This window comes from Arthrobacter sp. ATA002 (assembly GCF_026898095.1).
Classification (GTDB): Bacteria; Actinomycetota; Actinomycetes; order Actinomycetales; family Micrococcaceae; genus Arthrobacter_B.
Genome location: NZ_CP114015.1, coordinates 3259690 through 3283068 on the forward strand (window position 1 = coordinate 3259690; position 23379 = coordinate 3283068).

Here is a 23379-nt window from a genome sequence, read left to right on the forward strand (position 1 = left end):
TTGTAGGGCTACTTAGGCACAGGATTCAGGAGCGCGCCGCGCCAGTCCCGGCTGCCGGGACCGGCGCGGGGGACGGCTCCCCGGCTGCATTACGCCCGGGCCAGCTCCGTCACGCCCGCCAGCAGCTCAAACGACCGCAGGCGTGATTCCAGCGTCGGTGTCTGGGTGGCCACGATCAGCTCATCGGCGTCGGCATGGGTGGCGAACCAGTCCAGGTAGCCGCGGACCTCGGCGGGGGCGCCCACGGCGGAGTAGCGGCCCATTTGCTTAACCTGCTGGCCGCCCGGGGATTCCAGGATGAGGTCGGCTTCCTCGTCCGTGAAGGTACGGTCCCGTCCGAACAGCTGGGTGACCCGCCGGCGCTGTCCGTCCTCGAACATGCGGTTTGCTTCCTCGGTGGTGTCCGCCGCAATGACGTTGACGCCAGCGATGACGTACGGCTCGGCCAGCTGTTCCGAGGGCCGGAATTCGCGCCGGTAAATGGCCACGGCGTCCTGCAGCGCCTGCGGAGCGAAGTGCGAGGCGAAGGAATACGGCAGCCCCAGCGCAGCGGCCAGCTTGGCTCCGAAGAGCGAGGACCCCAGGATGTACAGCGGCACGTTGGTGCCCTTCCCCGGAGTGGCGTCAATGCCCTCGATCAGGGTGTTCCCGGTCAGGTAGCCCTGCAGTTCCTGCACATCCTGCGGGAAGCTGTCGGCGGACATGGGATCGCGGCGCAGTGCGCGCATGGTCTTCTGGTCGCTGCCGGGGGCGCGGCCGAGGCCCAGGTCAATCCTGCCGGGGAAGAGTGTTTCCAGCGTGCCGAACTGCTCGGCAATGGTCAGCGGCGCATGGTTGGGGAGCATGACTCCCCCGGCGCCCAGCCGGATGCTCTGCGTGTGTGCCGCGATGTAGCCGATCAGCACGCTGGTGGCCGACGATGCGATGGTGGGCATGTTGTGGTGTTCGGCGTACCAGATCCGGGTGTAGCCCAGCTTCTCGGCGTGCTGCGCCAGGGTCAGGCTGGACGCGAACGAATCGCGCGCTGTTTCGCCCTCGTCGATGATGGCCAGATCGAGGATCGAAAGCGGGACAGTCATAAAATTGCGGCCTTTCGTTGCGCGGTGTCCCAAGCCGATTGCCCGGACACGTTAGTTAGGTGCAACCGCAAAGCGCGCCGCCTTATTTCATTTCCGGCAGGTTATGGCTCACACCGCGCACGACGGCGGCGGCCCACCACCACGGCGGCCGGCTACGCTCCACGGTGCCGCGCCAAGTAGCGCGCGAGGCGGTCAAAGGCGGAGTTCCATCCGGCCTGGTGGCCGTTAAGCTCCCGCCGGTCGGCGAACGGTCCCTGCCGGAAGGTCATTTCTGTTCCGCCGCCGTGCGGAGAAAAATCGACGCTCACCAGCGTTTCCGCGCTCACCGCACTTCCGTCCGGGGCCTGCCGGTCCATGGTCAGGGCGAGCCGGTTCGGCGGATCAACCTCGCGGAGGGTTCCTCCCCACCACAGCTCATCGCCGGTGACCGGGTTAACCATGCATGCACGGTAGGTCCCGCCCACCCGGCCGTCGATGCTCACGTGTCCGGCCGGCACCGTAAATCCTTCCGGCCCCCACCAGTCCGCGGCGTGCGAGGGATCGGACCAGGCATCGTAGACGGCTTGCTGCGGAACCGGAAAATGCCGCACCAGGAGCAGCTCGTTCTCCTCCCCCTGCGGGGACACTGGATCAGTCATGGCAGTCCTTTCGGCCGGGTCCGCACAAATCTGTCTTCAAGTGTGGTCCGCCCCGCCCCCGCAGGCCACACCGCTGCGGCCTGCGGGAACCGGCCGGAGGGATCCCCCCGGGTTCGGTTCCGGCGGCTGCCCCTACCCGGCACAATGGCATGCATGGACAACAGCACCGCTGCGGCCTCAAGCGCAGACCCACGGCAGGACGACGCCGTCCCCCGGCTTGAGGAGGCCATCCTGGCATTACTTGCCGCCAGGGCAGCCACCGCCACGATCTGCCCCTCGGATGCCGCCCGCGCCGTGGCCCCGGACAATTGGCGGCCGCTGATGGATCCGGCCCGGCAGGCCGCGGCCCGGCTGGTGGAGCGCGGCGACGTCGAGATTACCCAGCGCGGCGAGGTGGTGGACCCGGCCGCGGCCCGCGGACCGATCCGGATCCGCCGCAGGCGCTGACCCCCGCGATTTCACTGCTCTGTGTGACCCTTGGCATACTTGGACGGGCCTTCGGGCCGGACCGCGATACGAAACCAGAGTGAACGGCTAAGAAAACAATGACTGACCAGACGTACAAGCTGATCGCCATGGCGATCTACATGCTCGCCATGTTGGCGATTGGCTGGTGGGCCTACCGGCGCACCAACGACCTCGACGATTACATGCTCGCCGGCCGGGACCTGAAGCCCGGCGTAGCGGCCCTGAGCGCCGGGGCGTCGGACATGTCCGGCTGGCTGCTGATGGGCCTCCCGGGCGCCATTTACGTCTCCGGCCTGGTGGAGGGATGGATCGCCGTCGGCCTCACGGCCGGTGCCTGGCTGAACTGGAAGTTCGTGGCTCCGCGCCTGCGCTCCTACACCCTGGTCTCCAATAATTCCATTACGGTGCCAAGCTTCCTGGAGAACCGGCTCAAGGACCGTTCCCGGGTCCTGCGCGTGGTTTCGGGCGTCATCATCCTCGTGTTCTTCACGTTCTACGTCTCCTCCGGCATGGTGGCCGGCGGCGTTTTCTTCGAGAGCTCCTTCGGCTCCACCTACCTGGCCGGCATGCTGATCGTGGCCGGCGTGACCATCGCCTACACGCTCTTCGGCGGCTTCCTGGCCGCCAGCTACACCGACGTGGTCCAGGGCCTCATGATGCTTGGCGCCCTCATCCTCGTTCCGCTGGTGGGCCTGGGCCAGGTTGGCGGGTTCGGCGGAATGGCCGACTCGCTCCGGGAAATCAACCCGGACATGCTGGATCCGATCGCCGGCGGCACCGCCGTCGGCATCATTTCCGCCCTCGCCTGGGGCCTGGGCTACTTCGGCCAGCCGCACATCATTGTGCGCTTCATGGCCCTGCGCTCCCCAAGGATGCCGTGGCCGGCCGCCGGATCGGCGTGGGCTGGATGCTCCTGACCGTCATTGGTGCCATCATGACCGCACTCATCGGTGCGGCCTACTTCCAGCAGAACAACCTCACCCTGGCTGATCCCGAAGCCGTGTTCCTGGAGCTTTCGCAGATCTTCTTCCACCCCCTGGTGGCCGGTTTCATCCTTGCCGCGGTCCTGGCCGCGATTATGAGCACCATTTCCTCGCAGCTGATCGTCACGTCCTCCGCCCTGGTGGAGGACCTCTACAAGATCGTGCTCAAGCGCGATGCGTCCCCGCGCTCCATGGTGATGCTCAGCCGCGTGGCCGTGCTGGTCGTTTCGGTGATTTCGGTCCTGATCGCCCTGGACCGCAACGCCTCGATCCTGGAGCTGGTGGGCTTTGCCTGGGCCGGCTTCGGCGCCGCCTTCGGCCCGACCATCCTGCTGGCGCTGTTCTGGCGCAGGCTCAGCACCGCCGGCGCCCTGACCGGAATGATCGCCGGTGCCGCCACCGCATTCCTGTGGGGCACCTTTGAACTGCCCGGTGTCCTGGGTGACGTGTACGAAATCATCCCGGGCTTCCTGATTAACCTGCTGCTGGCCGTCGTTGTCAGCCGGTTCACGTTCAAGCCGTCAGCCGAGATCGGCGCCGAATTCGACGACGCCGTGCGAATCGCCAAGGGCGGCGCCGCACCGGCAGCGCCCGTCCGCGCCTAGCTCCGCGCGCGCAGGCCGGCACCCCGGCGCCGGCCTGCCGCGGGTCGCCGGCCTTCGGCGGGCTCCCGGCACGCGGCGGGCTCCCGGCGACGGTGCACCTAAACACCGAGTTCCGCCAGCGTGTTCCGCAGAGTCCCGGCGGAGTCCTGCAGTTTCCTGGTCTCCGTGTCGTCCAGCGGCATTGCCAGCATTTCGTAGACACCGTTGATGCCAACGATCGATGGCAGGGACAACGCCACGCCCTCAATGCCGTAGGCGCCCTGCATGATCGCCGAAACCGGCAGCACCGCGTTTTCCGCCTGCATTATTGCTTCCACAATCCGCACACCGGCCAGCCCGATGGCGTAGTTGGTGGCGCCCTTGCCCTCTATGACCTTGTATGCGGCAGTCACCACGTCATGGGTGACTGCGTCCAGATACTCCTGGGTGAAAACCTGCCGGCCGCTGATCGTCCAATCCCGAATCGGCACCGGACCAATGGAGGCACTGGACCACACCGGAAACTCTGAGTCCCCGTGCTCTCCAATGATGGTGGCGTGCACGCTGGTCATCAGCACGTGCGCTTCCCGTGCCAGCAGCAAACGCAGCCGGGAGGTGTCCAGCACGGTGCCGGACGAGAAAATTCGGTTCCAGGGCAGACCGGAGACCTTCTGTGCCGCGACGGTCAACACATCACAGGGGTTCGTGACGACGACGTACACGGCATCCGGCGCCTGTTCCATCAGCTGTGTCATCAGGTTTTGAATGATCCCGACGTTGACCCCGGCCAGGTCAAGCCTCGACTGCCCCGGCTGCTGCCGCGCCCCGGCCGTAATGACGATGACGTCCGATCCCGCCAGTGCCTCGATATTTCCGCCGCCGGTCACCGTATTGGCACCGGTGAACTGCGTGCCGTGCGCAAGGTCCAGCCCCTCAGCCTCGGCCCGGACGGCGTCGATGTCATAAATGGCAATTTCACGCGCCGCGTCCCGGATGATCGCGGCATAGGCAAGCGAGGTTCCCACGCTTCCCGCCCCGACGATTCCCAGCTTCGTTACCGGCCTGGTGGTGATGTTAGCCATGGCTCAAGCCCCGCTCACGGTTGGAGGATTCCCTTTCCAGCAATGGTAGGCGCGGGCACCGGGCAGGGGAACGGCAGGGGCGTTCCGGGGCTCTGCTTCAACGGGAGTCGTGCAGACACTGGGCGCAGAGTCCGTACCGTCCGTCCCCGAACCGGCCGTAAAACTTGTCACCAGGGGGTAGACAACGGGCACAACGGCGCGCAAACTTCACAGCATGGATAGTCACCCCGGGGATGACAGCCCCGAAACCCGGTGGGACAGTGTTCTGTCCCACCGGCCTCCGGAAGAGCGGAGGGCCATTGCCGGCCGCTTCGAGGCAGCCGGATTGTCAGCAGAGCGCGTGCGCGAGGTACTGGCCGACGGCGGCGACCTGCTTTACGCTGCCGCCGCCAAGGTTCCCCCGGATGGGCGGACCGGTTTGGCGGCACGCTGGCCACAGCCTTGCTGGCCGGTGAAATCGGCGCACTCGCGGCCCAGCTGGGCCGGCGGGCCTCGGGCATCAGGTCAGTCGCGGCCGCGGACCTGCTCGAAGACTTCAGCGCGGTAACGGTCGCCGAAGAGCTGGGCGTGTCCCGGCAGAAAATCTACGAAATAGCCCGGGGCGGCCTGCGCGGCCCGCACCTGGCCACGGTCCCCTGGAGGTCCCCGTGAAACAGATCAAAGAACGCGTCGGGCTCCCCGACGCCAACAAGCAGTACCTTGTCCATCCGCTGGATCTGGCACCCGCCCGCAGGCCGTTCATGCTGGCCTGGGGACTGGGCATTATCGGCTCGCCCCAGGTTTTTGCCGCCATCGCTGCCCTGGTGTGGGTTGGAAGCAACAACTTTGTGGTGCCGTTTATCGCGGCCGGAGCGACCCTGCTCTTTGCCAACCTCGCCGCGGCCTGGTTCCGGCGCGAGGCCTGGTCCAACATCCCGGGCAAGCGCCGGGACACCGACCGGCAGCTCACGGGGCTGACCCTGCTGGCCGCCGTCATCCAGGCGCTGGCACTGGCAGCCGCGGTCCTGACGCTGATCCTGTGGTTCGCCAACCGTGCGGTCTCCCCGGAGGTGGTGGCCTTTGCCACCGGCACGGTGAGCGCGGTTACCGTGCTGATGGCGGGCGACGTCGTCGTGACGGCGGTCCGGACCCGCAGCGGCACAGCAGCCATGGGGCCGGCGGTGAACCTGCTGGCGGTGGCCGCCGTGTCCTGGTGGGGATTCCTGATTATCGCCGGACGGACCGGTCCGCTGAATGTCTCCACGTTTATTGCCGGAGCCGTGGTGCTCCTGGTGGTGTGGGGCCTGTGGCTGGCCTGGTCGGTGTGGCAGCGCCGGCGCATTGCCCGCGGCACCACCGGCGGAAATCCGGCCCCGCCTAGGCGTTCCCCGGTGCAGCAACCGCAGCTGCCGTCCCGTCCAGGGGCGGCAGCTGCAGTTCCTGCGGCAGGGCGGCTCCTGCCGCTAGACGACAGGCGGCACGGGGGTGAAACGGCTCAGGTACCCGGCGCGGGACTGTTCCACGTGGGAACACATCAGTTCCTGGGCCCGGTGCGCGTCTCCGGCGTCGACGGCGGCCATCAGCACCCGGTGCTCGCTCCAGGAGTCCTTGCCGCGGTTGTCCACGTCCGCTGCGTAGAGCCACTCGATCTTGCCCGCCAGCTGGCGCAGCGGTGCGGTAAGCGAGCGGCTGTCCGCCAGCTCGGCCACGGCAAGATGGAACCGCACATTCAGGTCCGGCAGCATTTCCAGCCTGCCTTCCGCCACAGCCGCATCACCGGCGGCCAGAATCTCGGCAACCCTGCCCCGGGCCGCCCACCACTCGTCGTCGGGCGTTCCGGCGGCCAGCTGCCGGCCGGCGCGTTCGGCGGCCCGGCGCGCGGTGGCCGTTTCGACCACGGTCCGGACGGCGAAGAGATCATCGGCCTCGTCCACCGGAATGTTGGAGACCGTGGATCCGGCGTAGGGCCGGGATTCCACAAATCCTCCGCTTCCAGGATGCGCAGCGCCTCCCGGACCGGAACCCGCGACATGCCGTACTTCCGGGCCAGCGACGCCTCCGTAATCCGGGCGCCGGGCGTCAGGACGCCGAAGATAATGTCACGGCGGATCTCGTCTTCAATGCGGTCCCTGGGCGCACCGGACGGTTCGGACAGCCCGGCCGGTGCCGGTTCAGCGGGCAAATGCCGCTCCCGGAATCGCGCTCAAGAGCTCCGAAGTGTAGTCCTGCCGCGGAGCCAGGAAGACCTGGTCCGCCGTTCCGCTCTCAATGACTTCTCCGGATTTCATGACTACCACTTTATGGGCAATCTGCCGGACGACGGCGAGGTCATGCGTGATGAACAGGTAGGTCAGCCCCAGCCGGTCCTGCAAATCGGCCAGCAGGGACAGGATCTGGTCCTGCACCAGCACGTCCAGCGCGGACACCGCCTCGTCGCAAATCAGCAGCTCCGGCTCCGGTGCCAGGGCCCGGGCAATGGCCACCCGCTGGCGCTGGCCGCCGGAGAGCTCGTTGGGCCGGCGCTGCGCAATGCTCCGGGGCAGCGCCACCTGGTCCAGCAGTTCGGCCACCCGGCTGCGGCGGCTGGCGCGGTCGCCGATCCCGAAGATGCGCAGCGGCTCGTCGATCAGCCGCTCGATGCTGAAGGTGGGATCCAGTGACCCGTACGGATCCTGGAACACCGGCTGCACCATCCGGCGCAGCCGGCGCCGCTCCGGGCCCCGGCTGGCGGAAATTGATTCTCCGCCCACCAGCGCTTCGCCGCCGGTGGGCGTTTCCAGTCCCAGCAGGATGCGGGCCACCGTGGTCTTGCCGGATCCGGATTCGCCTACGACGGCGGTGGTGGTTCCCTGCGCCACGGTAAAGGACACGTCCCGAAGCGCGCTCACCACCTGTCCGCGCTGTCCCCGGAGCTTGAATTCCTTCACCAGCCGGCGGACCTCGACCACCGGAACCGGAGCGTGTTCTTCGGGCTGCGCCGCCGCTGAGGTGTCCTCGGGCGACAAGGCGGCGGAGACCGACGGCGCCGCCGCCACCAGCGTCTTGGTGTAGTCCTGCTGCGGGTCCAGCAGGATGTGCCGCGGGGTTCCTTCTTCGACGATCCTGCCGTCCGCCATCACAATGATCCGGTCGGTCCGGTCCGCGGCCAGGCCCAGGTCATGCGTGATGAACAGCAGGGTGGTGCCGCGCGCTTCCACCAGTTTCTGCAGGTGGTTCAGGATCTGCCGCTGCACCGTCACGTCCAGGGCGGAGGTGGGCTCGTCGGCGATCAGCAGCTCGGGATCGCCGGCCAGGGCAACGGCAATGAGCACCCGCTGGCGCATGCCGCCGGAAAACTCGTGCGGATACTGTCCGTAGCGGCGTTCGGCGTCGGGGATGCCGGCCTCGGCCATGAGTTCCACCGCGCGGCGCTTGAATTCCTCCCGGTTGTTTTGTGTCACCCCGGGCCGGCCGTTGCTGACCAGGGCGTCGGCAATCTGCGCCCCCACCTTCATGGCCGGATTCAGGTTGGACATGGGGTCCTGGGGAACCAGTCCGATCCGGCTGCCCCGGATGCCGCGCATCCGGGCTTCGGGCGCGGAGGCAAGATCTTCACCGTCGAGATCGATGGAACCGCCGGTGATCCTTCCGCTGCCGGGCAGCAGCCGCAGGACGGCCGCAACAGTGGTGGACTTACCGGAGCCCGACTGCCCCACAATGGCCACGCGCTCGCCCCGGCGAAGAGTCAGGCTGATGCCGTGCAGCACGGGGGTGCCGCCGAAACTGACGTCCAGGTCCCGGACCGCAAGCAGCGTCTGCGGACCGGCAGTGTTAGCGTCCTGCTGCATATCCCTGCGCTCCCCTCGGGTTGGCGGCGGCCTGGAGCACCCCGGTGGCCGGATCACTGACGACCGAGGACAGGCGCCCAAGGGCCCAGTCCCCGGCGCGGGTGACCCGGTGGCCGCGGGCTTCCAGGCCCTCGATGACGGCGTCCCCCAGCCGGTCCTCGACGACGGCGCCGCCGGGCGTCCAGGTCCGGGGGTAGAACGATCCGGGGATGGAGGTGGTGTGCAGGGCCGGGGCGTCCACCGCCTGCTGCGGAGAATATCCGCCAACGAGCGTGCGCAGCAGGTACAGCAGCTGCCACTGGTCCTGCTGGTCGCCGCCGGGCGAACCCAGGGCCGTGACCGCTTTGCCGTCCTTGAGCACCAGGGTGGGCGTCAGCGTGGTGCGGGGCCGCTTCCCCGCGGCCAGGGTGGACGGGGCGCCTTCTTCCAGCCACGTCATCTGCAGCCGGGATCCCAGGCAGAAGCCCAGTTCGGGGATGGTGGGCGAGGACTGCAGCCAGCCGCCCGACGGCGTCGCGGAGACCATGTTGCCCCACTGGTCCACCACGTCCACGTGGCAGGTGTCGCCGCGGGTCTCCCCGTGGGCATGACGGTGGGCTCCCCCACACCGGCGAAGGCATGCTGCCCGGCCAGCGCCGGCGCAAAGTACTCGGTCCGCAGCGGCGGAATGAAGGGCGTGTGTCCGGGGACGGTGCCGGGGCGGAATTCATGCGAGGCCCGGTCGGTGATCAGTGCGCGGCGGGTGGCGGCATATTCCTCGCTGAGCAGGTAATCCATCGGGACATCGGCGTCGCCGTAGTACGCCTCCCGGTCCGCGATGGCCAATTTCTGCGCCTCCAGAATGGTGTGTGCGCCCAGCTCGGTGGAGGGGTCCAGGTACTCGTCGTCATACCCGGCCAGGATCGCCAGGGTTTGCAGCAGCGCCGGCCCCTGCCCCCAGGGGCCGGTCTTGGCGATGGTCCAGCCGCGGAATTCATAGGTCAGGGCCGGCTCGTACGCCGCGGATGCCGATGCGAAGTCTTCCAGGGTCATGACCCCTGCGTGGTCGGCGCCGGAGGAGTGGCGGTGCGGGGCGGACAGGAAGTCCACCGCGGCACGCGCCACGAATCCTTCGCGCCACTCCCTGCGGGCGGCGTCAATCCGTTCCCCGCGGCTGTCCGCGGAGCTGCCCGCTGCCGCCAGCCGGTCCAGGACCGCTGCGTAGGCTTCGTTCCGGATGACGTCGCCGTCCGCCGGGATCCGTCCTTCGGGCATCCACTGCGCTGCCGAGGTGGGCCAGTGCTCCGCGAAGAGATCCGCCACGGAGGCAATGGTGGCGCCCACCCGGCCCACCACGGGATGCCCGTTGCGTGCGTATCCCGTGGCGAAGGCCAGGACATCGCCCAGTTCCCACGTTCCGTGGTCCCGCAGCAGCATCAGCCAGGCGTCCACGGCGGCCGGAACGGCGGCGGCCAGGGCGCCGGCCCCGGGAACCAGTTCCAGTCCCTCGGAGCGGTAATGTTCCGGCGTCGCCCCGGCCGGAGCGGCGCCCTGCCCCATCAGGACCACCGGTTCGGACGGATTTCCGGCGGTGACGAAGACACCGGTCATGTCCCCGCCCGGCCCGTTCAGATGGGGTTCCACCACATGCAGGACGAAAGCTGCGGCCACGGCTGCGTCAAACGCGTTGCCGCCGCGTTCCAGCACCGCCTGAGAGGATGCTGTGGCCAGCCAGTGGGTGGACGCGCTCATGCCGAACGTGCCCTGCAGGGTGGGGCGGGTCGTAAAGGAATCGGGTGCTGTGTAAGTCATGGCGCGGATGTCACTTTCGGCTGGAGTTGGTCGGATCAAGGGCGTCCCGCAGGGCGTCCCCAAAAAGGTTGAAGGAAAGGCAGATGGCCGCGATGGCGAGGCCAGGGAAGATGGCGGCGGTGGGCGAACGGAAGATGTACTGCTGGGCATCGGAGAGCATGATGCCCAGGCTCGGGGTGGGAGGCTGGATGCCCAGGCCGAGGAAGGACAGCAGCGCCTCCCCGATGACCGCCACCGGCATGATGACCGTTGCCTGCACAATAACGGCAGAGGCCGCGTTGGGCAGCACATGGCTGAAGATGATCCGCAGTCCGGAGGCATCCATCGTCTTGGCGCCGAGGACAAAATCGCTCTCCTTGATGCGGAGCGTTTCGCCCCGGACCACCCGGATCATGGTGGGCACCTGGGCAATGCCCAGCGCCACGGCGGCGTTGGTGAGGCTCGGACCGCTGATGGCCGCCAGGGCCACGGCAATGATCAGGAAGGGAAAGGCCAAAGTCACGTCCGTGAGGCGGGAAATGATGCCGTCGAGCCAGCGCCAGTATCCGGCCAGCAGGCCCAGCGGAGTGCCAATCACCACGGCGAGCGCCACGGACAGGGCGCCAACCTTCAGCGAAGCCTGGATTCCGTGGAGCAGCCGGGAAAAGATGTCCCGGCCCAGGTCATCGGTGCCCAGCAGGAATCCGACGGTGCCGGGCTTCTGGAACGGTGTCTCGAAGTGCACCTGGGTGGGGCTGTAGGGGGCCAGCACGGGAGCAAGGACCCCGGCAACGACGACGAGCGCCAGCAGGATTCCGCCCGTGAGGCCCAGGGGGTTGTGCAGGAGGGACCTGAGGACCCTGCCGCGCCCGGTGCCCAGCCCCCGGTCCGATCCGGGAGGGGTGGGCGGAAGGACGGTCTCGGTAACAGCCATTAGTTGCTTCCTCCGACTCGGATGCGCGGGTTGATCAGGGAGTACAGGATGTCCACGGCCAGATTAATCAGGATGTAGGAGACCGTGATGATCAGCACCACGGCCTGGATCACCGGGTAGTCCCGGGTGAAGACGGCGTCCAGCGTGAGCTTGCCGAACCCCGGCAGGGCGAAGATCCGCTCGGTCACTACGGCCCCGGAGATCAGCCCGCCCAGCTGCAGGCCCACAATGGTCACCACCACGATCAGGGAGTTGCGCAGCCCGTAGCGCAGCAGCACCTGCTCCGGCCCAGCCCCTTGGCGCGGGCGGTCCGGACGTAGTCGGTGTTCATGGTCTCGATCATGGACGCCCTGGTCTGGCGCATGATGACGGCTGCCAGTCCGGTGCCCAGGATCAGCGCCGGCAGCGTCAGGTAGTAGATCCCGCGCAGCGGATCCTCGGTGATGTCCACATAGCCGGAGGCCGGGAACCAGCCAAGGGTTACGGCCAGGTAGAGGATGGCGAGGATGCCCAGCCAAAAGTTGGGAACGGACAGGCCCACCAGGGCAAAGCCGTTGGCGGCCCATTCCGGCCACCGGCCGCGGAAGCGCTCGGCGACGACACCGAAGAGGATGCCCACGACCACGGCCACCACAATGGCGTAGGCGGACAGCCACAGGGTGACGGGCAGCGTGGTGGCAATCAGGTCGGTCACGGGCGTGCCGGTGCGTGTGGAGGTGCCGAAATCGCCGCGGAACATGTTGCCGATGAATTTCAGGTACTGGGTGATGACTGATTCGTTCAGCCCCAGCTGCTCACGGACGGCCTCCACCTGCTCGGGGGTGGCTTCCTCCCCCGCCATGGCCAGGGCGGGGTCCCCGGGAGCTGGCGGACGCCAAAGAAGATCACCAGCGAGGCCAGCACCAGGGTCAGCGCCGACTGCCACAGGCGGGTGCCTAGATAGCGCAGCATGCTCAGCCCTCCTCTTCCACGAAGGCCGCTGTGCCCAGCCGGACCACGCCGTCGGGATAGGTTGCCACTCCGGCAACATCCTTGGTGTAGCCCGTCAGGCTCCGGACCCGGTACAGGTACAGAATGGGGTTGTCGAGGTGCACCTGCTCCACCACTTGTCCGTAGAGTTCGGCCCGGACGTCAGGATCAGTGGACTGGGCGGCCCCGGTCAGCAGCCGGTCCACCTCGGGGTTGGAGTAGCCGGAGTAATTATTGCCGCCGCCGGTCTTCAGGAAGTTGGACATGTTGCCGTGCGGATCGATGCGGCCGGACCAGCCCAGCTGCAGGGCTTCGAAGTCGCCGCGGGTCTGCACGTCCAGCAGGGTGGAGTACTCCACCGGGCGGATGGTGAGGTCAAAGCCGCCTTCGGACACCGCCGCCTGCAGCGCCTGGGCGTAGCGCAGCGTGTCCGGCGAGTTGGTGACCTGCATGGTGATGGGGAACGGCACCGGCGCCCCGGTGGATTCCAGCAGGGCCCGCGCGGCCTCCGGATCAAAGTCCACGCAGTCTTCGCTGAGGTCGGAAGCATAGGGGCTGTCCGGCGATATCGGCGAGCAGGCCGGCTCGTACCAGCTGTTGAAGACGGTGTTGACCAGCGCCTCACGGTCAATGGACATGGACAGCGCGCGGCGGATGTCCGCTTCACGGGCCAGCGGCGTGCCGAGGTCACCGGGCGGTTCTCCGGTGCCGTCCACGTTGCCGATGTTCACTGTCATGGCCTGGTAGCCCAGCGAACCGGTCTGGAGGACACCGAGTCCTTCCTCCTGGACCAGCGCATCCACATCCTGGGGTGAAATGGTGTCAGCCACCTGCACGTCACCGGAGCGCAGGTTAGCCGCGCGGATGTTGGCGTCCGTCATGATCCGGTAGGTGATGCTGTCCAGATGGACGGAGCCGGCGTCGTAATACAGCGGGTCCCGTTCCACTGATATGGACGTCTGGGGCACCCGTTCCTTGAACTTGAAGGGGCCCACGCAGACCGGATGGTCGCCGAAGGTGTCCCCGGCCTGCTCCAAGGCGGCGGGTGAGAGCATCATCCCGGCGCGGTCGGCGAGGGCTGCGGTCAGCGGGGCGAAGGGTGTTTCATAGGCGATCTCCAGCAGGAACTCGCCGGCAGCGGTTATGCCGGTGATTGGCCCCAGCTCGCCCCTGCGGGTGGAGCCCTCCAGCGTCAGGTGCCGTTCCAGGGTCGTCTTCGCGGCCTCGGCGTTGAAGGGGCTCCCGTCCGCGAAGACGGCGTCCGTCCGCAGCGGGATCCTCACGGTCAGTCCGTCCGCGGAAATCTCCGGAAGCCCGGTTGCCAGCTGCGGGGCCAGCTGGCCGTCCGCATCAATGTCGTAGAGCTTCTGGCACATGGTCTGCATGACGTAGCGCGTGTACAGCGAGGATGAGGTGGTGGGGTCCAGGCGGTCGGGTTCAGCCGAAAGGGCCATGACCAGGTCTCCGCCTTCAATAACCGTTTTTCCCTCCAGCTCGGCGGCAGGAACATTCTGGCGCTCCGGAGCGGGTTCGAGGGCTTGAATCGGGGCGCACGAGGCCAGCAGCAGCACTGCTGCGGAGCCGGCGGCAACCGCCGTGACTGCGGACAGGCCCCGGCCCGGCGGTCGATGTGCGGTACGAAAAGGTGCCATGGGGATCCTTGATTCTCGGGAGTCCGGCTTTGAATACAATCGAAGCTACACCCACAAGTTCGTATACAGTTACCGGCATCACACTTTATTAAGCGGAATTTTAAGGAGTTGCCCAGCGTGAAGCGTTTGAATGCGGTGCCCACCGATCGGGTCCATCTTTGGCTGATGCTGGCACTGACCTTCTCCACCGGAGTGGTGGACGCCGTGGGCTATCTGGGACTGGACCGGGTCTTCACCGGCAATATGACGGGAAACGTCGTCCTCCTGGGCATGGCCTTCGCCGGCGGGGCGGACCTGCCGATCCTGCGGCCCGCGCTGGCCCTGGTGTTCTTCATGCTCGGCGCGGCCCTGGCCGGACGGATGCTGCGCAAGGGCCCGGATGGCTGGTCCTGGCACACCTCCGTTGCGCTGACAGTCGTGGCAGCCGGTCTCACTGCGCTCGCCGTGTTCGTGGCGGTGGCGGATGTCCGGGGCAATGAAATCCTGGGCAGCCTCACCACCTCCACCATGGCCGCGGTCATGGGGGTGCAGGCGGCCACCGCGAAGCGGCTGAAGGTTGCTGAAATCACCACCGTCGTCGTCACCTCCACCATCACCGGCCTGGCCGCGGACTCCAAGCTGGCCGGCGGCGGCAGCCAGTACTGGCAGCGGCGGGCCCTGGCCGTGGCGCTGATCCTGCTCGGCGCACTTGCGGGTGCGGCGGCCCTGAAGGTCGATCTGTGGCTGGGCCTGGCGATCTCCGCCGCGATTTCCATCGCGGTGGCAGTGGCCGGCTACGTCCGGCATCACCGCGAGCGCGGGGCGGACGCCGCGGCGGCTCCGGAGGCCGGCTGAACCGGCCGCCGGTGGTGCCGGGGCGGCCGGTCCTGCCTTAAGGTTGATCCATGCCCGCACAGGATGTTGCCGATTGGACGCCGGTCCACACCGACCGGCTGATGCTGCGGAGGCCGGAGGGAACCGACGAAGCCGCGGCTCTGGACCTGCACACCGACCCGCGGACGAATGTGCACCACCCGGCCCCGCACACCGTTACCCGGGCGTCCTCGGCCCGGATCTTCCATGAGATCGGACTGCACTGGTACCGCCACGGCTTTGGCGTCTGGGCCGTGTCCACCCGCGAGGATCCGCAGACGCTGATCGGTTTCACCGGGCTGTCCCACCGGCTCGTCCAGTCCCGGCCCGCCCTGAACCTGTACTACCGGTATCTGCCAGAGGCCTGGGGCCGCGGCTATGCCACGGAGGGCGCCCGGGAAGCCGTCCGGCTGGCGGACCGGCTGCTGCCGGGGCTGCCCGTAATTGCCTACACCACGGTGGACAACATCGGCTCCCAGCACACGGCGCTGGCCGCGGGACTGATCCGGCGCGCAGACCTCGACGTCGACCGGGGCACCCACGTGGACGTGTACCTGGCCCGCGGCTGGTACACCGACCCCGCCTGACCTCCCGCCGGCGCTCCGTTTCCCGCCGGCGTCAAGGCCGGATCCGGAACAGCAGGTATTTCACCGGTTGTTGGCGCCGGTGCCGCGGAAGCGTCCTACGCTGATTCTGGGCGTCTCCGCTGAGTGGCGGACGCGCCCGCACCGCTGTCCGGCTCGACCGGAGGTAACCATGGAAAGCTTCACCCCCTCAACCGACGCGGTGGCCAACAGCATCACGTTGTCCGCGCTGCTCGCCCTCGTCCCCCTGCTCGTGTTTTTCCTGCTGCTTGCCGTGGCCAAGACCAAGGCCTACGTTGCCGGAGCCTGGGCCCTGCTGGCCGCCCTGGTCATTGCGGTCCTGGGCTTCGGCATGCCTGCGGGACTGGCCCTGCTTTCAGCCACACAGGGCGCGGCGTTCGGCCTGTTTCCGGTGGTTTGGATCATTGTGATGGCAGTGTGGCTGTACCAGGTCACCGTGCTCAGCGGGCGCTTCGAAGACCTGCGCCGGGTGTTCGACGCCGTCGGGGGCGGAGACCTTCGCGTCCAGGCCATCCTGGTGGCCTTTTGTTTCGGCGGACTGCTCGAAGCCCTGGCCGGATTCGGCGCCCCGGTGGCCATTACCGTGACCATGCTGCTGGCCCTGGGCATCGCGCCGGTGCGGGCCGCCACCGCGGTCCTGGTGGCCAACACCGCCCCGGTCGCGTTCGGAGCGCTCGCCATTCCCATTACGACGGCGGCCAACCTGACCAGCTACACGGGCGAGGAAATCGCTTCCGTGGTGGGACGGCAGACGCCGCTGCTGGCCTTCTTCATCCCGCTGGTGCTGCTGTTCATCCTGGACGGGGCCCGGGGCGTCAGGGACTGCTGGCCGGTGGCCCTGTTTACCGGCGTCGTCTTCTCCATTGCGCAGTTCCTGTGTTCGAATTACTTTTCCTACGAACTCACCGATATTGTGGCCTCGCTCGTGGCCATGGTTGCGGCAGTGGGGTTCCTGCGGGTCTGGCATCCGCGCAACGGGGCGGAGGCCGGCGCCCGGATGAACGGCGAGCTCGCTGCGGCCCGCGCTTCGGGCTGGACGCCGTCCGGGTCCGGCTCCTCCGATATCGGCACGGCTGAGACCGATACCGCGGCGGACCGCCTCACCCCCGGCCGGGCGTGGATGGCGCTGTTTCCCTATGTCCTGGTGATCGTCGTCTTCGGAGTGGTGAATCTGTGGCGGTGGGGCGTGGACGTTCCCGAAACCCTGGCCAAAACCAACATCGAGATTCCCTGGCCGGTGCTTCACGACGCGCTCCTGGACAGCAGCGGGCAGCGGCAGTCCTCCACGATTTACAACCTGGACTGGCTCATCAGCCCCGGCACGCTCCTGCTGATCAGCGGACTCATCGTCGCACTGGTCTACTCCCGGTTTAACGACGGCGGCCGGTATCCACTGGCCGTGGGGACCGCGGTCGCCGAGATCGGCCGGACCGCTGTCCGGATGCGGTCGGCAGCCCTGACCATCCTCGCCGTGCTGGCACTTGCCTACGTCATGAACTTTTCCGGACAGACAGTATCCATTGGTACGTGGCTTGCCGGGACCGGCGCCTTCTTTGCCTTCCTGTCCCCCGTGCTGGGCTGGATCGGCACCGCCGTGACCGGATCGGACACTTCGGCCAACGCCTTGTTCGCAAGGCTGCAGGAAACGGCCGGCGCCCAGGCCGGAATCGATCCGAAGCTGATGGTGGCAGCCAATACCGGCGGCGGCGTGATGGGCAAACTGATCAGTCCGCAGAACCTGGCCATTGGCGCCGCCGCCGTGAACATGAGCGGGCAGGAGTCCGTCCTGTTCCGCAAGGTCCTGGGCTGGAGCGTTGGGCTGCTGCTGATCCTGTGCGTGCTCGTTTTCCTGCAGTCCACGCCGGTGCTGGGCTGGATGCTTCCGTAGCCCCGTGCCGGTTCTCCGCCGCCGGGTCCGTGTCCGTCCCGCAGCCATCCGGTTAGCCGCAGCCGCCGCCGCAGGGGCCGCGGCCGCCGCGGCCGCCGTCGCCGTTTTCCGGCTCAGCCCCTGGCCCTCGGTGCTGCTGATCCGTGCCGTCTTCTACTGCGGCGCCCGGCAGCTGGCCGCCCTGATGCGCCCGCACGCCCCGCACCGCGGGGTGGCAGTTTACCGGGGGCTGCGGTATCCCGCGCCCGGCGGCCGGACCCAGCGGCTGGACGTCTTCCTTCCTGCGGATGCCGGGGCCCCGGTGCCGCTGGTGGTGTGGCTGCATGGAGGTGCCTGGCTGTCGGGCAGCCGGCACGACGTCGAGCCCTACCTTCGGCTGCTGGCCGGCAGCGGCTTCGCAGCTGCCGGCGTGGATTACACCGTCTCACCGCGGGGTATCTATCCGATGGCCCTTCAGGAAGCTGCCGCTGCGGTGGGCTACCTCCGGCGGCACGCGGCTGAGCTGGGACTGGATCCGCACCGCGTGGTGCTGGCCGGGGACTCCGCCGGCGCGCAGCTGGCAGCACAGCTCGCCGTGCTGGCCACCAACCCGGAGTACGCCCGGCTGACCGGGCTGGAACCCCCACTGGACCCGCCGGACCTGCGCGGGGTGATCCTGCACTGCGGGGTGTACGACCTCCAGGCGCTGGCCGGGCTGCGCGGCATCCCCGGCTGGGGGTTCAGAACCGCACTGTGGGCCTACACCGGCGGCCGCAACTGGGCCCACACTCCGGCCGGCCCTGCCGCACGAGTATCAGTTCCACTCAAACCGTTCCGAAGCACGGGCGGCCCTCGCCGAAACGCTGGCCTTCCTGCAGGCAGTGTGCCGAACTGACACAGCCCCGTAAAACGCGTGAAACAAAAGAAATACCAGGGAAATGAAATTCATCAAAACATGAAACATCAGTCACCTAAATTGAGGAAACCGGCCCAACAAGAGGCCCGTTGAAACGTCTGCGCCGCTGGTTCGGCGCAGCCCTCATGAATAAGGTGCGCAGTGAAAGTACAGAGTCTTAAAGGCGCTTTCATCCCGGCGGCGGCAGCCTTCTGGCGGCTGCCCTGGCAGGCTGCGGTTCGCAGATCAGCGATCCGGCCGCGGCCGGGGAAGCCTCGGGCAGCCCCGAATCCTGCGTGGACACGTCCGGGGACAGCGTGAAGGTCGGGTTCCTGAATTCCCTCTCCGGCACCATGGCCATTTCCGAAAGCACCGTCTTTGATTCCCTGTCCCTGGCCGCCGAGGAAATCAACGCCGGCGGCGGCGTCCTCGGCAAGCAGCTGGAGGTCATCAGTGAGGACGGCGCCTCGGAACCCACCAAGTTTGCCGAGCGGGCGGGAAAGCTGATTCAGCAGGACTGTACCGCCGCGGTGTTCGGCGGTTGGACGTCCTCCTCCCGCAAGGCCATGCTGCCGGTGTTCGAAGCCAACAACTCACTGCTGTTCTACCCGGTGCAGTATGAAGGGCTGGAATCGTCGGAGAACATCTTCTACACCGGTGCCACGACCAACCAGCAAATCATTCCGGCCCTGGATTACCTGGCCGAGCAGGGCACCAAGAGCATTTTCCTCGTCGGCAGCGACTATGTATTCCCGCGGACCGCCAACAAGATCATCAACGCCTACGCGGAGGCGCACGGCATGGAAATTGTCGGGGAGGAATACACTCCCCTCGGTTCCACCGAGTTCTCCACCATCGTCAACAAGGTCCGCGACTCCGGCGCCGACGCAGTGTTCAACACCCTCAACGGCGACTCCAACGTGGCGTTCTTCCGCCAGTACAAGAGCGTGGGGCTGACCGCCGACGCCATGCCCGTGGTCTCCGTTTCGATTGCCGAGGAGGAAGTGCCGGGCATCGGCGTGGAGAACATCGAGGGCCAGCTCACCGCCTGGGACTACTACCAAACCCTGGACACTCCGGCCAACACGGCCTTCGTCACCGCGTTCAAGGACAAATACGGCGCCGACCGCGTAACCAGCGACCCCATGGAAGCGGCCTACACCTCGCTGTACCTGTGGAAGGCGATGGTGGAAAAAGCCGGCTCCTTTGAGGTGGACAAGGTCCAGGACGCGGCCGACGGCGTGAGTTTCGAAGCGCCGGAAGGAACCGTGACCGTCAACGGGGAAAACAACCACATCACCAAGACCCCGCGGATCGGCAGGATCACCCCCGACGGGCTGATCGAAACCGTGTGGGAAGCACCCGAAGCCGTGGAACCGGACCCGTACCTGGAGACCTACGACTGGGCGGCCGGACTCTCCTAACCCTCCCGGAGCCCGGCCCCGCGGGGCCGTCGTTTCTTCCGCTTCCCCTTTGAAAGGTCCACCGTTATGGAACTGCTGATCGGACAGATGTTTGCCGGGCTCAGCCTCGGCTCGGTGCTGCTGCTGGCAGCGCTGGGACTGTCACTGACCTTCGGGCAGATGGGCGTCATCAACATGGCACACGGCGAATTCATCATGGCCGGCGCCTACACCGCTTTTGTGGTGCAGCAGGCCCTGGGCAGCGCCGGCGTCTCCCTGCTCATCTCCCTGCCGGTGGCCTTTCTCGTGGGCGGAACCCTGGGGCTGGTCCTGGAAGGACTGCTGCTGAAACGGATGTACCACCGTCCGCTGGACACCCTGCTGGTGACCTTCGGGGTCTCCCTGATCCTGCAGCAGGTGGCCCGGGATATCTTCGGGCACCCAGCGTGGACGTCCGGGTGCCGGCCTGGCTGCAGGGCAACGTGGAGCTGCTGGGTGCACCGATTCCGCTGACCCGGCTGTTCATCCTGGCGCTGGCGCTGGCCTGCCTGGGCGCCCTGGCGCTGCTGCTCCGGGCCACCCCGCTGGGCCGGCGGATCCGCGCCGTCGTCGTCAACCGCGACCTGGCCGAGGCAAGCGGCATCTCCTCGCGCCGCACCGACCAGCTGACCTTCTTCATCGGCTCCGGGTTGGCCGGCATCGCCGGGGTGGCGGTGACCCTGATCGGTTCCACGAGTCCGTATCTGGGCCCGAACTACATCGTGGACGCGTTCCTGGTGGTCGTTGCCGGCGGCATTGGGCAGATCAAGGGAGCGGCCATCGCGGCCTTCGCGCTGGGCGTCCTGCAGTCGGTCTTTGAATTCTCCACCACCGCCAGCATCGGAAAAGTACTGATCCTGGCAGCCATCGTGATCTTCCTGCAGGTCCGCCCGCAGGGCATCTTCACACTCAAGACGAGGAGCCTGGCATGAGCATCCAACCCTGCGGGCGGCACGTGCGGCACGTTCCGGCCGGACAGCAGGCAGTTCAGACCGCCCGGACAGCCCGGAGAGCCCGGAGAGCCCGGAGAGCCCGGTCAGCCCCGGCGCCGGCGCCGCTCCGGGCCCGGCCGGCCGGGCGGCAGCCTTCGCCCGGTCCCGGGCCGGGGTCCTCACCGGCTTTGCCGCGGGCGCCCTGGTGCTGCTGGTGGCGGCGCCGGCACTGCTGCCGGTCTTCAGCCTGACGTTGCTGGGCAAGTTCATCTGCTTCGCCATTGTGGCAGTGGGCATCGGCCTGGCCTGGGGGCGCGGCGGCATGCTGACCCTGGGCCAGGGCGTGTTCTTCGGCCTCGGCGCGTACATCATGGCCATGCACATGAAACTGGCCGACGCCGCGCTCTTCGGCGGCTCCGGCGTGCCGGATTTCATGCTCCTGTACGGCTCCGGCACCGTGCCGGGCTGGTGGGAACCGTTCCGCAGCCCGGTGGTGACCGTTCTCGCCGTCGTGCTGGTACCCGGGCTGGTGGCGCTGGTGCTCGGCCTGGCGATCTTCAAGCGCCGGGTCAAGGGCGCCTATTTCGCGATCCTCAGCCAGGCCCTGGCCGCCGCGTTCGCCGTCCTGCTGATCGGGCAGCAGGCCACCACCGGCGGCTCCAACGGGCTCAGCGGGTTCCGCTCGTTCTTCGGCCTGGACCTGGCCGATCCGGCCAACAAGCGGATGCTGTATCTGGCCGCCGCCGTCCTGCTCCTGGCCGTGGTCGCGGCCTCCCGGCAGCTGGTGCACAGCCGTTTCGGGGAACTGCTGGTGGCCGTGCGCGACCAGGAGGAGCGTGTGCGCTTCCTGGGCTACGACCCGGCCACCGTCAAGACGGCGGTCTACGTCCTGGCCGCCGTGATGGCCGGCATGGCCGGGGCCCTGTTCGTGCCGCTCGTGGGCATCATCTCCCCCGCCGACGTCGGCGTGACACCCTCCATTGCCTTCCTCATCGGGGTTGCCATCGGCGGCCGCGCCACCATCCTCGGACCGGTTCTCGGAGCCCTCGGCGTGGCCATCGCGCAGACCTCGCTGGCCTCGACATTCCCGTCGTTCTGGGTGTACTTCCAGGGGCTGCTGTTTGTCCTGGTCATCGGGTTCCTGCCCGGCGGACTGGCCTCGCTGCCCGCGGTCCTGGGCAAGCTGCGCAGGCGCCGCCGCTCCGCCGGCTCCGGCACCGCGTCCGGGCCTGCCGGCACCCCCGCCGCATCCGGTTCCATTCCAAAGGAGATCCCCCTGTGACCACGGCACCGAACACTTCCCCCGCCGCCGCTTCCCTGCTGCCGAAGGGCCGGCCGCTGGCCGGAGGGCAGCGCACGGGCCGTCCGCAGTACCTGGAAATCCGCGGCCTGCGGGTGGTGTTCGACGGCTTCACCGCCGTCGACGGCGTCAACCTGGACGTCACCCAGGGCGACCTGCGCTTCCTCATCGGCCCCAACGGCGCCGGAAAAACCACCATCATCGACGCCATCACCGGGCTGGTCCCGGCCACCGGATCGGTCAACCACACCGGAACGGAAATTCTGGGCCGGAAGGTGCACCGGATTGCCAAGCTGGGCGTGGGCCGCACCTTCCAGACCGCCAGCGTCTTCGAAAACCTGTCGGTGCTGCAGAACCTGGACATTGCCGCCGGCTCCCGGCGCCGGCCCCTGGAGCTGCTGCGCCGCCGCCGGAACACCGAGCCGGCCGTGGAGGAGGCTCTGGAGATCATCGGCCTGGAACGCCTGGCCTCGCGGCAGGCCGGAACCCTGGCCCACGGCCAGAAGCAGTGGCTGGAAATCGGCATGCTGCTGGTGCAGAACTCGGAACTGCTGCTTCTGGATGAGCCCATTGCCGGCATGAGCCAGGACGAGCGGGCGCAAACCGGAGAGCTGCTGCGGCGCATCGGAGCGAACCGGATCACCCTGGTCATTGAGCACGACATGGATTTTGTGCGCGAATACGCCACCTCGGTCACCGTGCTGGCCGCCGGCAAGGTGCTGAGCGAGGGCAGCGTGGCGCAGGTGCAGGCGGATCCCCGCGTTCAGGAAGTCTATTTGGGCGCCGCGCCCGCGGAAGGACACTAATGCTGGAAATCAAGGACCTCAAGGCCGGATACGGGCGCACCGAGGTGCTGCACGGTGTGTCCGTAACCGTTCCCGACAACGCCGTCGCCTCCGTCCTGGGGCACAACGGCGCCGGAAAGTCGACCCTGCTGCGCGCCGTCGTCGGCATCCTCAAGCCCTCCGCCGGGAGCATCAGCTTCAACGGCGAGGACATTTCCGGGCTGCGCCCGCACCAGCGGGTGGCGCGCGGGCTGGCGTACGTGCCGCAGGGCCAGCAGTCCTTCGGGCCCCTGACCACGCTGGAAAACCTGCGGCTGGTCGCTGACGGGCGCACGCGCGGCAAGGCCCTCGTGGACGAGGCCCTGGACATGTTCCCGGCGCTGAAACCGCTGCTGGGCCGGCGGGCGGGGCTGCTCTCCGGCGGGCAGCGGCAGCAGCTTGCCATTGCGCGGGCGCTGATTACCGAACCGTCGCTGCTGATCCTGGACGAGCCCACCGAGGGCATCCAGCCCAATGTGGTGGCGGAAATTGAACAGACCATCATGAATCTGGCCGCGCGGCCGGGGATGCATGTGCTCCTGGTCGAACAGCACATCGGCTTCGCCCTGCAGGCAGCCGACAGCTACTACGTGCTGGCCGCCGGGCGGGTCAGCTCGGCCGGCTGCGGCGGCGCGGGGGCGGCGGAGGATGTCCGCACCGCCATGCTGATCTAAGCGGCAGCGCCCCGGCCGGCGGG

The 23379-nt window shown here is 67.8% G+C and carries 19 protein-coding genes and 4 pseudogenes; 13 read left to right on the forward strand and 10 right to left on the reverse strand.

The window, feature by feature from the left end; all coding sequences use genetic code 11:
• Positions 1-89 precede the first annotated feature (89 nt).
• Both OL239_RS16090 and OL239_RS16095 read right to left on the reverse strand, forming a co-directional pair.
• On the reverse strand, positions 90-1079 hold the full coding sequence (locus OL239_RS16090; RefSeq protein ID WP_268909739.1) for an LLM class flavin-dependent oxidoreductase: 990 nt from the start codon (positions 1077-1079) through the stop codon (positions 90-92).
• Positions 1080-1231: 152 nt separating this feature from the next.
• Positions 1232-1717 carry an SRPBCC family protein gene (locus OL239_RS16095; protein WP_268909740.1) on the reverse strand — a complete coding sequence of 162 codons (486 nt, stop codon included), beginning with the start codon at positions 1715-1717 and terminating at the stop codon, positions 1232-1234.
• A gap of 153 nt (positions 1718-1870) precedes the next feature.
• Between OL239_RS16095 and OL239_RS16100 the strand changes: the two genes are divergently transcribed.
• Positions 1871-2164 (forward strand): DUF3253 domain-containing protein, encoded by a 294-nt coding sequence (locus OL239_RS16100; RefSeq protein ID WP_268909741.1) that lies wholly within the window; start codon positions 1871-1873, stop codon positions 2162-2164.
• A 98-nt stretch (positions 2165-2262) separates the two neighbouring features.
• Positions 2263-3773, forward strand: a pseudogene (putP, locus tag OL239_RS16105) (sodium/proline symporter PutP).
• A gap of 98 nt (positions 3774-3871) precedes the next feature.
• Here putP and OL239_RS16110 read toward each other — a convergent pair.
• On the reverse strand, positions 3872-4834 hold the full coding sequence (locus tag OL239_RS16110) for an L-lactate dehydrogenase (RefSeq protein WP_268909742.1): 963 nt from the start codon (positions 4832-4834) through the stop codon (positions 3872-3874).
• A 441-nt stretch (positions 4835-5275) separates the two neighbouring features.
• Between OL239_RS16110 and OL239_RS16115 the strand changes: the two genes are divergently transcribed.
• Positions 5276-5485, forward strand: a complete 210-nt coding sequence (locus OL239_RS16115; protein ID WP_268909743.1) for a hypothetical protein — start codon at positions 5276-5278, stop codon at positions 5483-5485.
• Between the two features lie 791 nt (positions 5486-6276).
• Here OL239_RS16115 and OL239_RS16120 read toward each other — a convergent pair.
• The 7 genes and pseudogenes from OL239_RS16120 to OL239_RS16155 form a co-directional block, all read right to left on the reverse strand.
• On the reverse strand, positions 6277-6792 hold the full coding sequence (locus tag OL239_RS16120) for a GntR family transcriptional regulator (protein WP_268909744.1): 516 nt from the start codon (positions 6790-6792) through the stop codon (positions 6277-6279).
• Positions 6793-6851: 59 nt separating this feature from the next.
• Positions 6852-6995 (reverse strand): annotated as a pseudogene (locus OL239_RS16125) (GntR family transcriptional regulator); the annotation flags it as partial.
• Complete coding sequence (locus OL239_RS16130; protein WP_268909745.1) at positions 6985-8640, reverse strand: dipeptide ABC transporter ATP-binding protein; 1656 nt, start codon at positions 8638-8640, stop codon at positions 6985-6987. The pseudogene OL239_RS16125 and the gene OL239_RS16130, both read right to left, overlap by 11 nt.
• Positions 8624-10431: pseudogene (locus OL239_RS16135) on the reverse strand (gamma-glutamyltransferase family protein). Before OL239_RS16135 ends, OL239_RS16130 begins: the two are co-directional and overlap by 17 nt.
• Positions 10432-10441: 10 nt before the next feature.
• Complete coding sequence (locus OL239_RS16140) at positions 10442-11344, reverse strand: ABC transporter permease (protein WP_268909746.1); 903 nt, start codon at positions 11342-11344, stop codon at positions 10442-10444.
• Positions 11344-12374 (reverse strand): annotated as a pseudogene (locus OL239_RS16150) (ABC transporter permease). The gene OL239_RS16140 and the pseudogene OL239_RS16150 overlap by 1 nt, the downstream one beginning before the upstream one ends.
• Entirely contained in the window at positions 12298-13965 is a 1668-nt protein-coding gene (locus OL239_RS16155) for an ABC transporter substrate-binding protein (RefSeq protein ID WP_268909749.1), read from the reverse strand. Before OL239_RS16155 ends, OL239_RS16150 begins: the two are co-directional and overlap by 77 nt.
• A 117-nt stretch (positions 13966-14082) precedes the next feature.
• Between OL239_RS16155 and OL239_RS16160 the strand changes: the two genes are divergently transcribed.
• The 10 genes from OL239_RS16160 to urtE all read left to right on the forward strand — a co-directional run bounded on the left by OL239_RS16160 (position 14083) and on the right by urtE (position 23356).
• Positions 14083-14799, forward strand: coding sequence for a YoaK family protein (locus OL239_RS16160; protein ID WP_268909750.1), 717 nt, complete (start codon positions 14083-14085; stop codon positions 14797-14799).
• A gap of 50 nt (positions 14800-14849) precedes the next feature.
• Positions 14850-15404, forward strand: a complete 555-nt coding sequence (locus OL239_RS16165) for a GNAT family N-acetyltransferase (protein WP_268909751.1) — start codon at positions 14850-14852, stop codon at positions 15402-15404.
• Between the two features lie 169 nt (positions 15405-15573).
• A complete protein-coding gene (locus tag OL239_RS16170) occupies positions 15574-17310 on the forward strand; it encodes an L-lactate permease (RefSeq protein ID WP_268909752.1) in 1737 nt (578 codons plus the stop codon).
• Between the two features lie 4 nt (positions 17311-17314).
• Positions 17315-18184, forward strand: coding sequence for an alpha/beta hydrolase (locus OL239_RS16175; RefSeq protein WP_268909753.1), 870 nt, complete (start codon positions 17315-17317; stop codon positions 18182-18184).
• Between the two features lie 296 nt (positions 18185-18480).
• Positions 18481-19608 carry an urea ABC transporter substrate-binding protein gene (gene urtA, locus OL239_RS16180; protein ID WP_268909754.1) on the forward strand — a complete coding sequence of 376 codons (1128 nt, stop codon included), beginning with the start codon at positions 18481-18483 and terminating at the stop codon, positions 19606-19608.
• Positions 19609-19674: 66 nt separating this feature from the next.
• On the forward strand, positions 19675-20100 hold the full coding sequence (locus OL239_RS16185; protein ID WP_268909755.1) for an ABC transporter permease subunit: 426 nt from the start codon (positions 19675-19677) through the stop codon (positions 20098-20100).
• Complete coding sequence (locus OL239_RS16190) at positions 20046-20558, forward strand: ABC transporter permease subunit (RefSeq protein ID WP_268909756.1); 513 nt, start codon at positions 20046-20048, stop codon at positions 20556-20558. The genes OL239_RS16185 and OL239_RS16190 overlap by 55 nt, the downstream gene beginning before the upstream one ends.
• Before the next feature lie 205 nt (positions 20559-20763).
• On the forward strand, positions 20764-21840 hold the full coding sequence (gene urtC, locus OL239_RS16195; RefSeq protein ID WP_268909757.1) for an urea ABC transporter permease subunit UrtC: 1077 nt from the start codon (positions 20764-20766) through the stop codon (positions 21838-21840).
• Positions 21837-22664 carry an urea ABC transporter ATP-binding protein UrtD gene (gene urtD / locus OL239_RS16200; RefSeq protein WP_268909758.1) on the forward strand — a complete coding sequence of 276 codons (828 nt, stop codon included), beginning with the start codon at positions 21837-21839 and terminating at the stop codon, positions 22662-22664. Before urtC ends, urtD begins: the two co-directional genes overlap by 4 nt.
• Positions 22664-23356 carry an urea ABC transporter ATP-binding subunit UrtE gene (urtE, locus tag OL239_RS16205; protein ID WP_268909759.1) on the forward strand — a complete coding sequence of 231 codons (693 nt, stop codon included), beginning with the start codon at positions 22664-22666 and terminating at the stop codon, positions 23354-23356. Before urtD ends, urtE begins: the two co-directional genes overlap by 1 nt.
• The last annotated feature ends 23 nt before the right edge of the window (positions 23357-23379 follow it).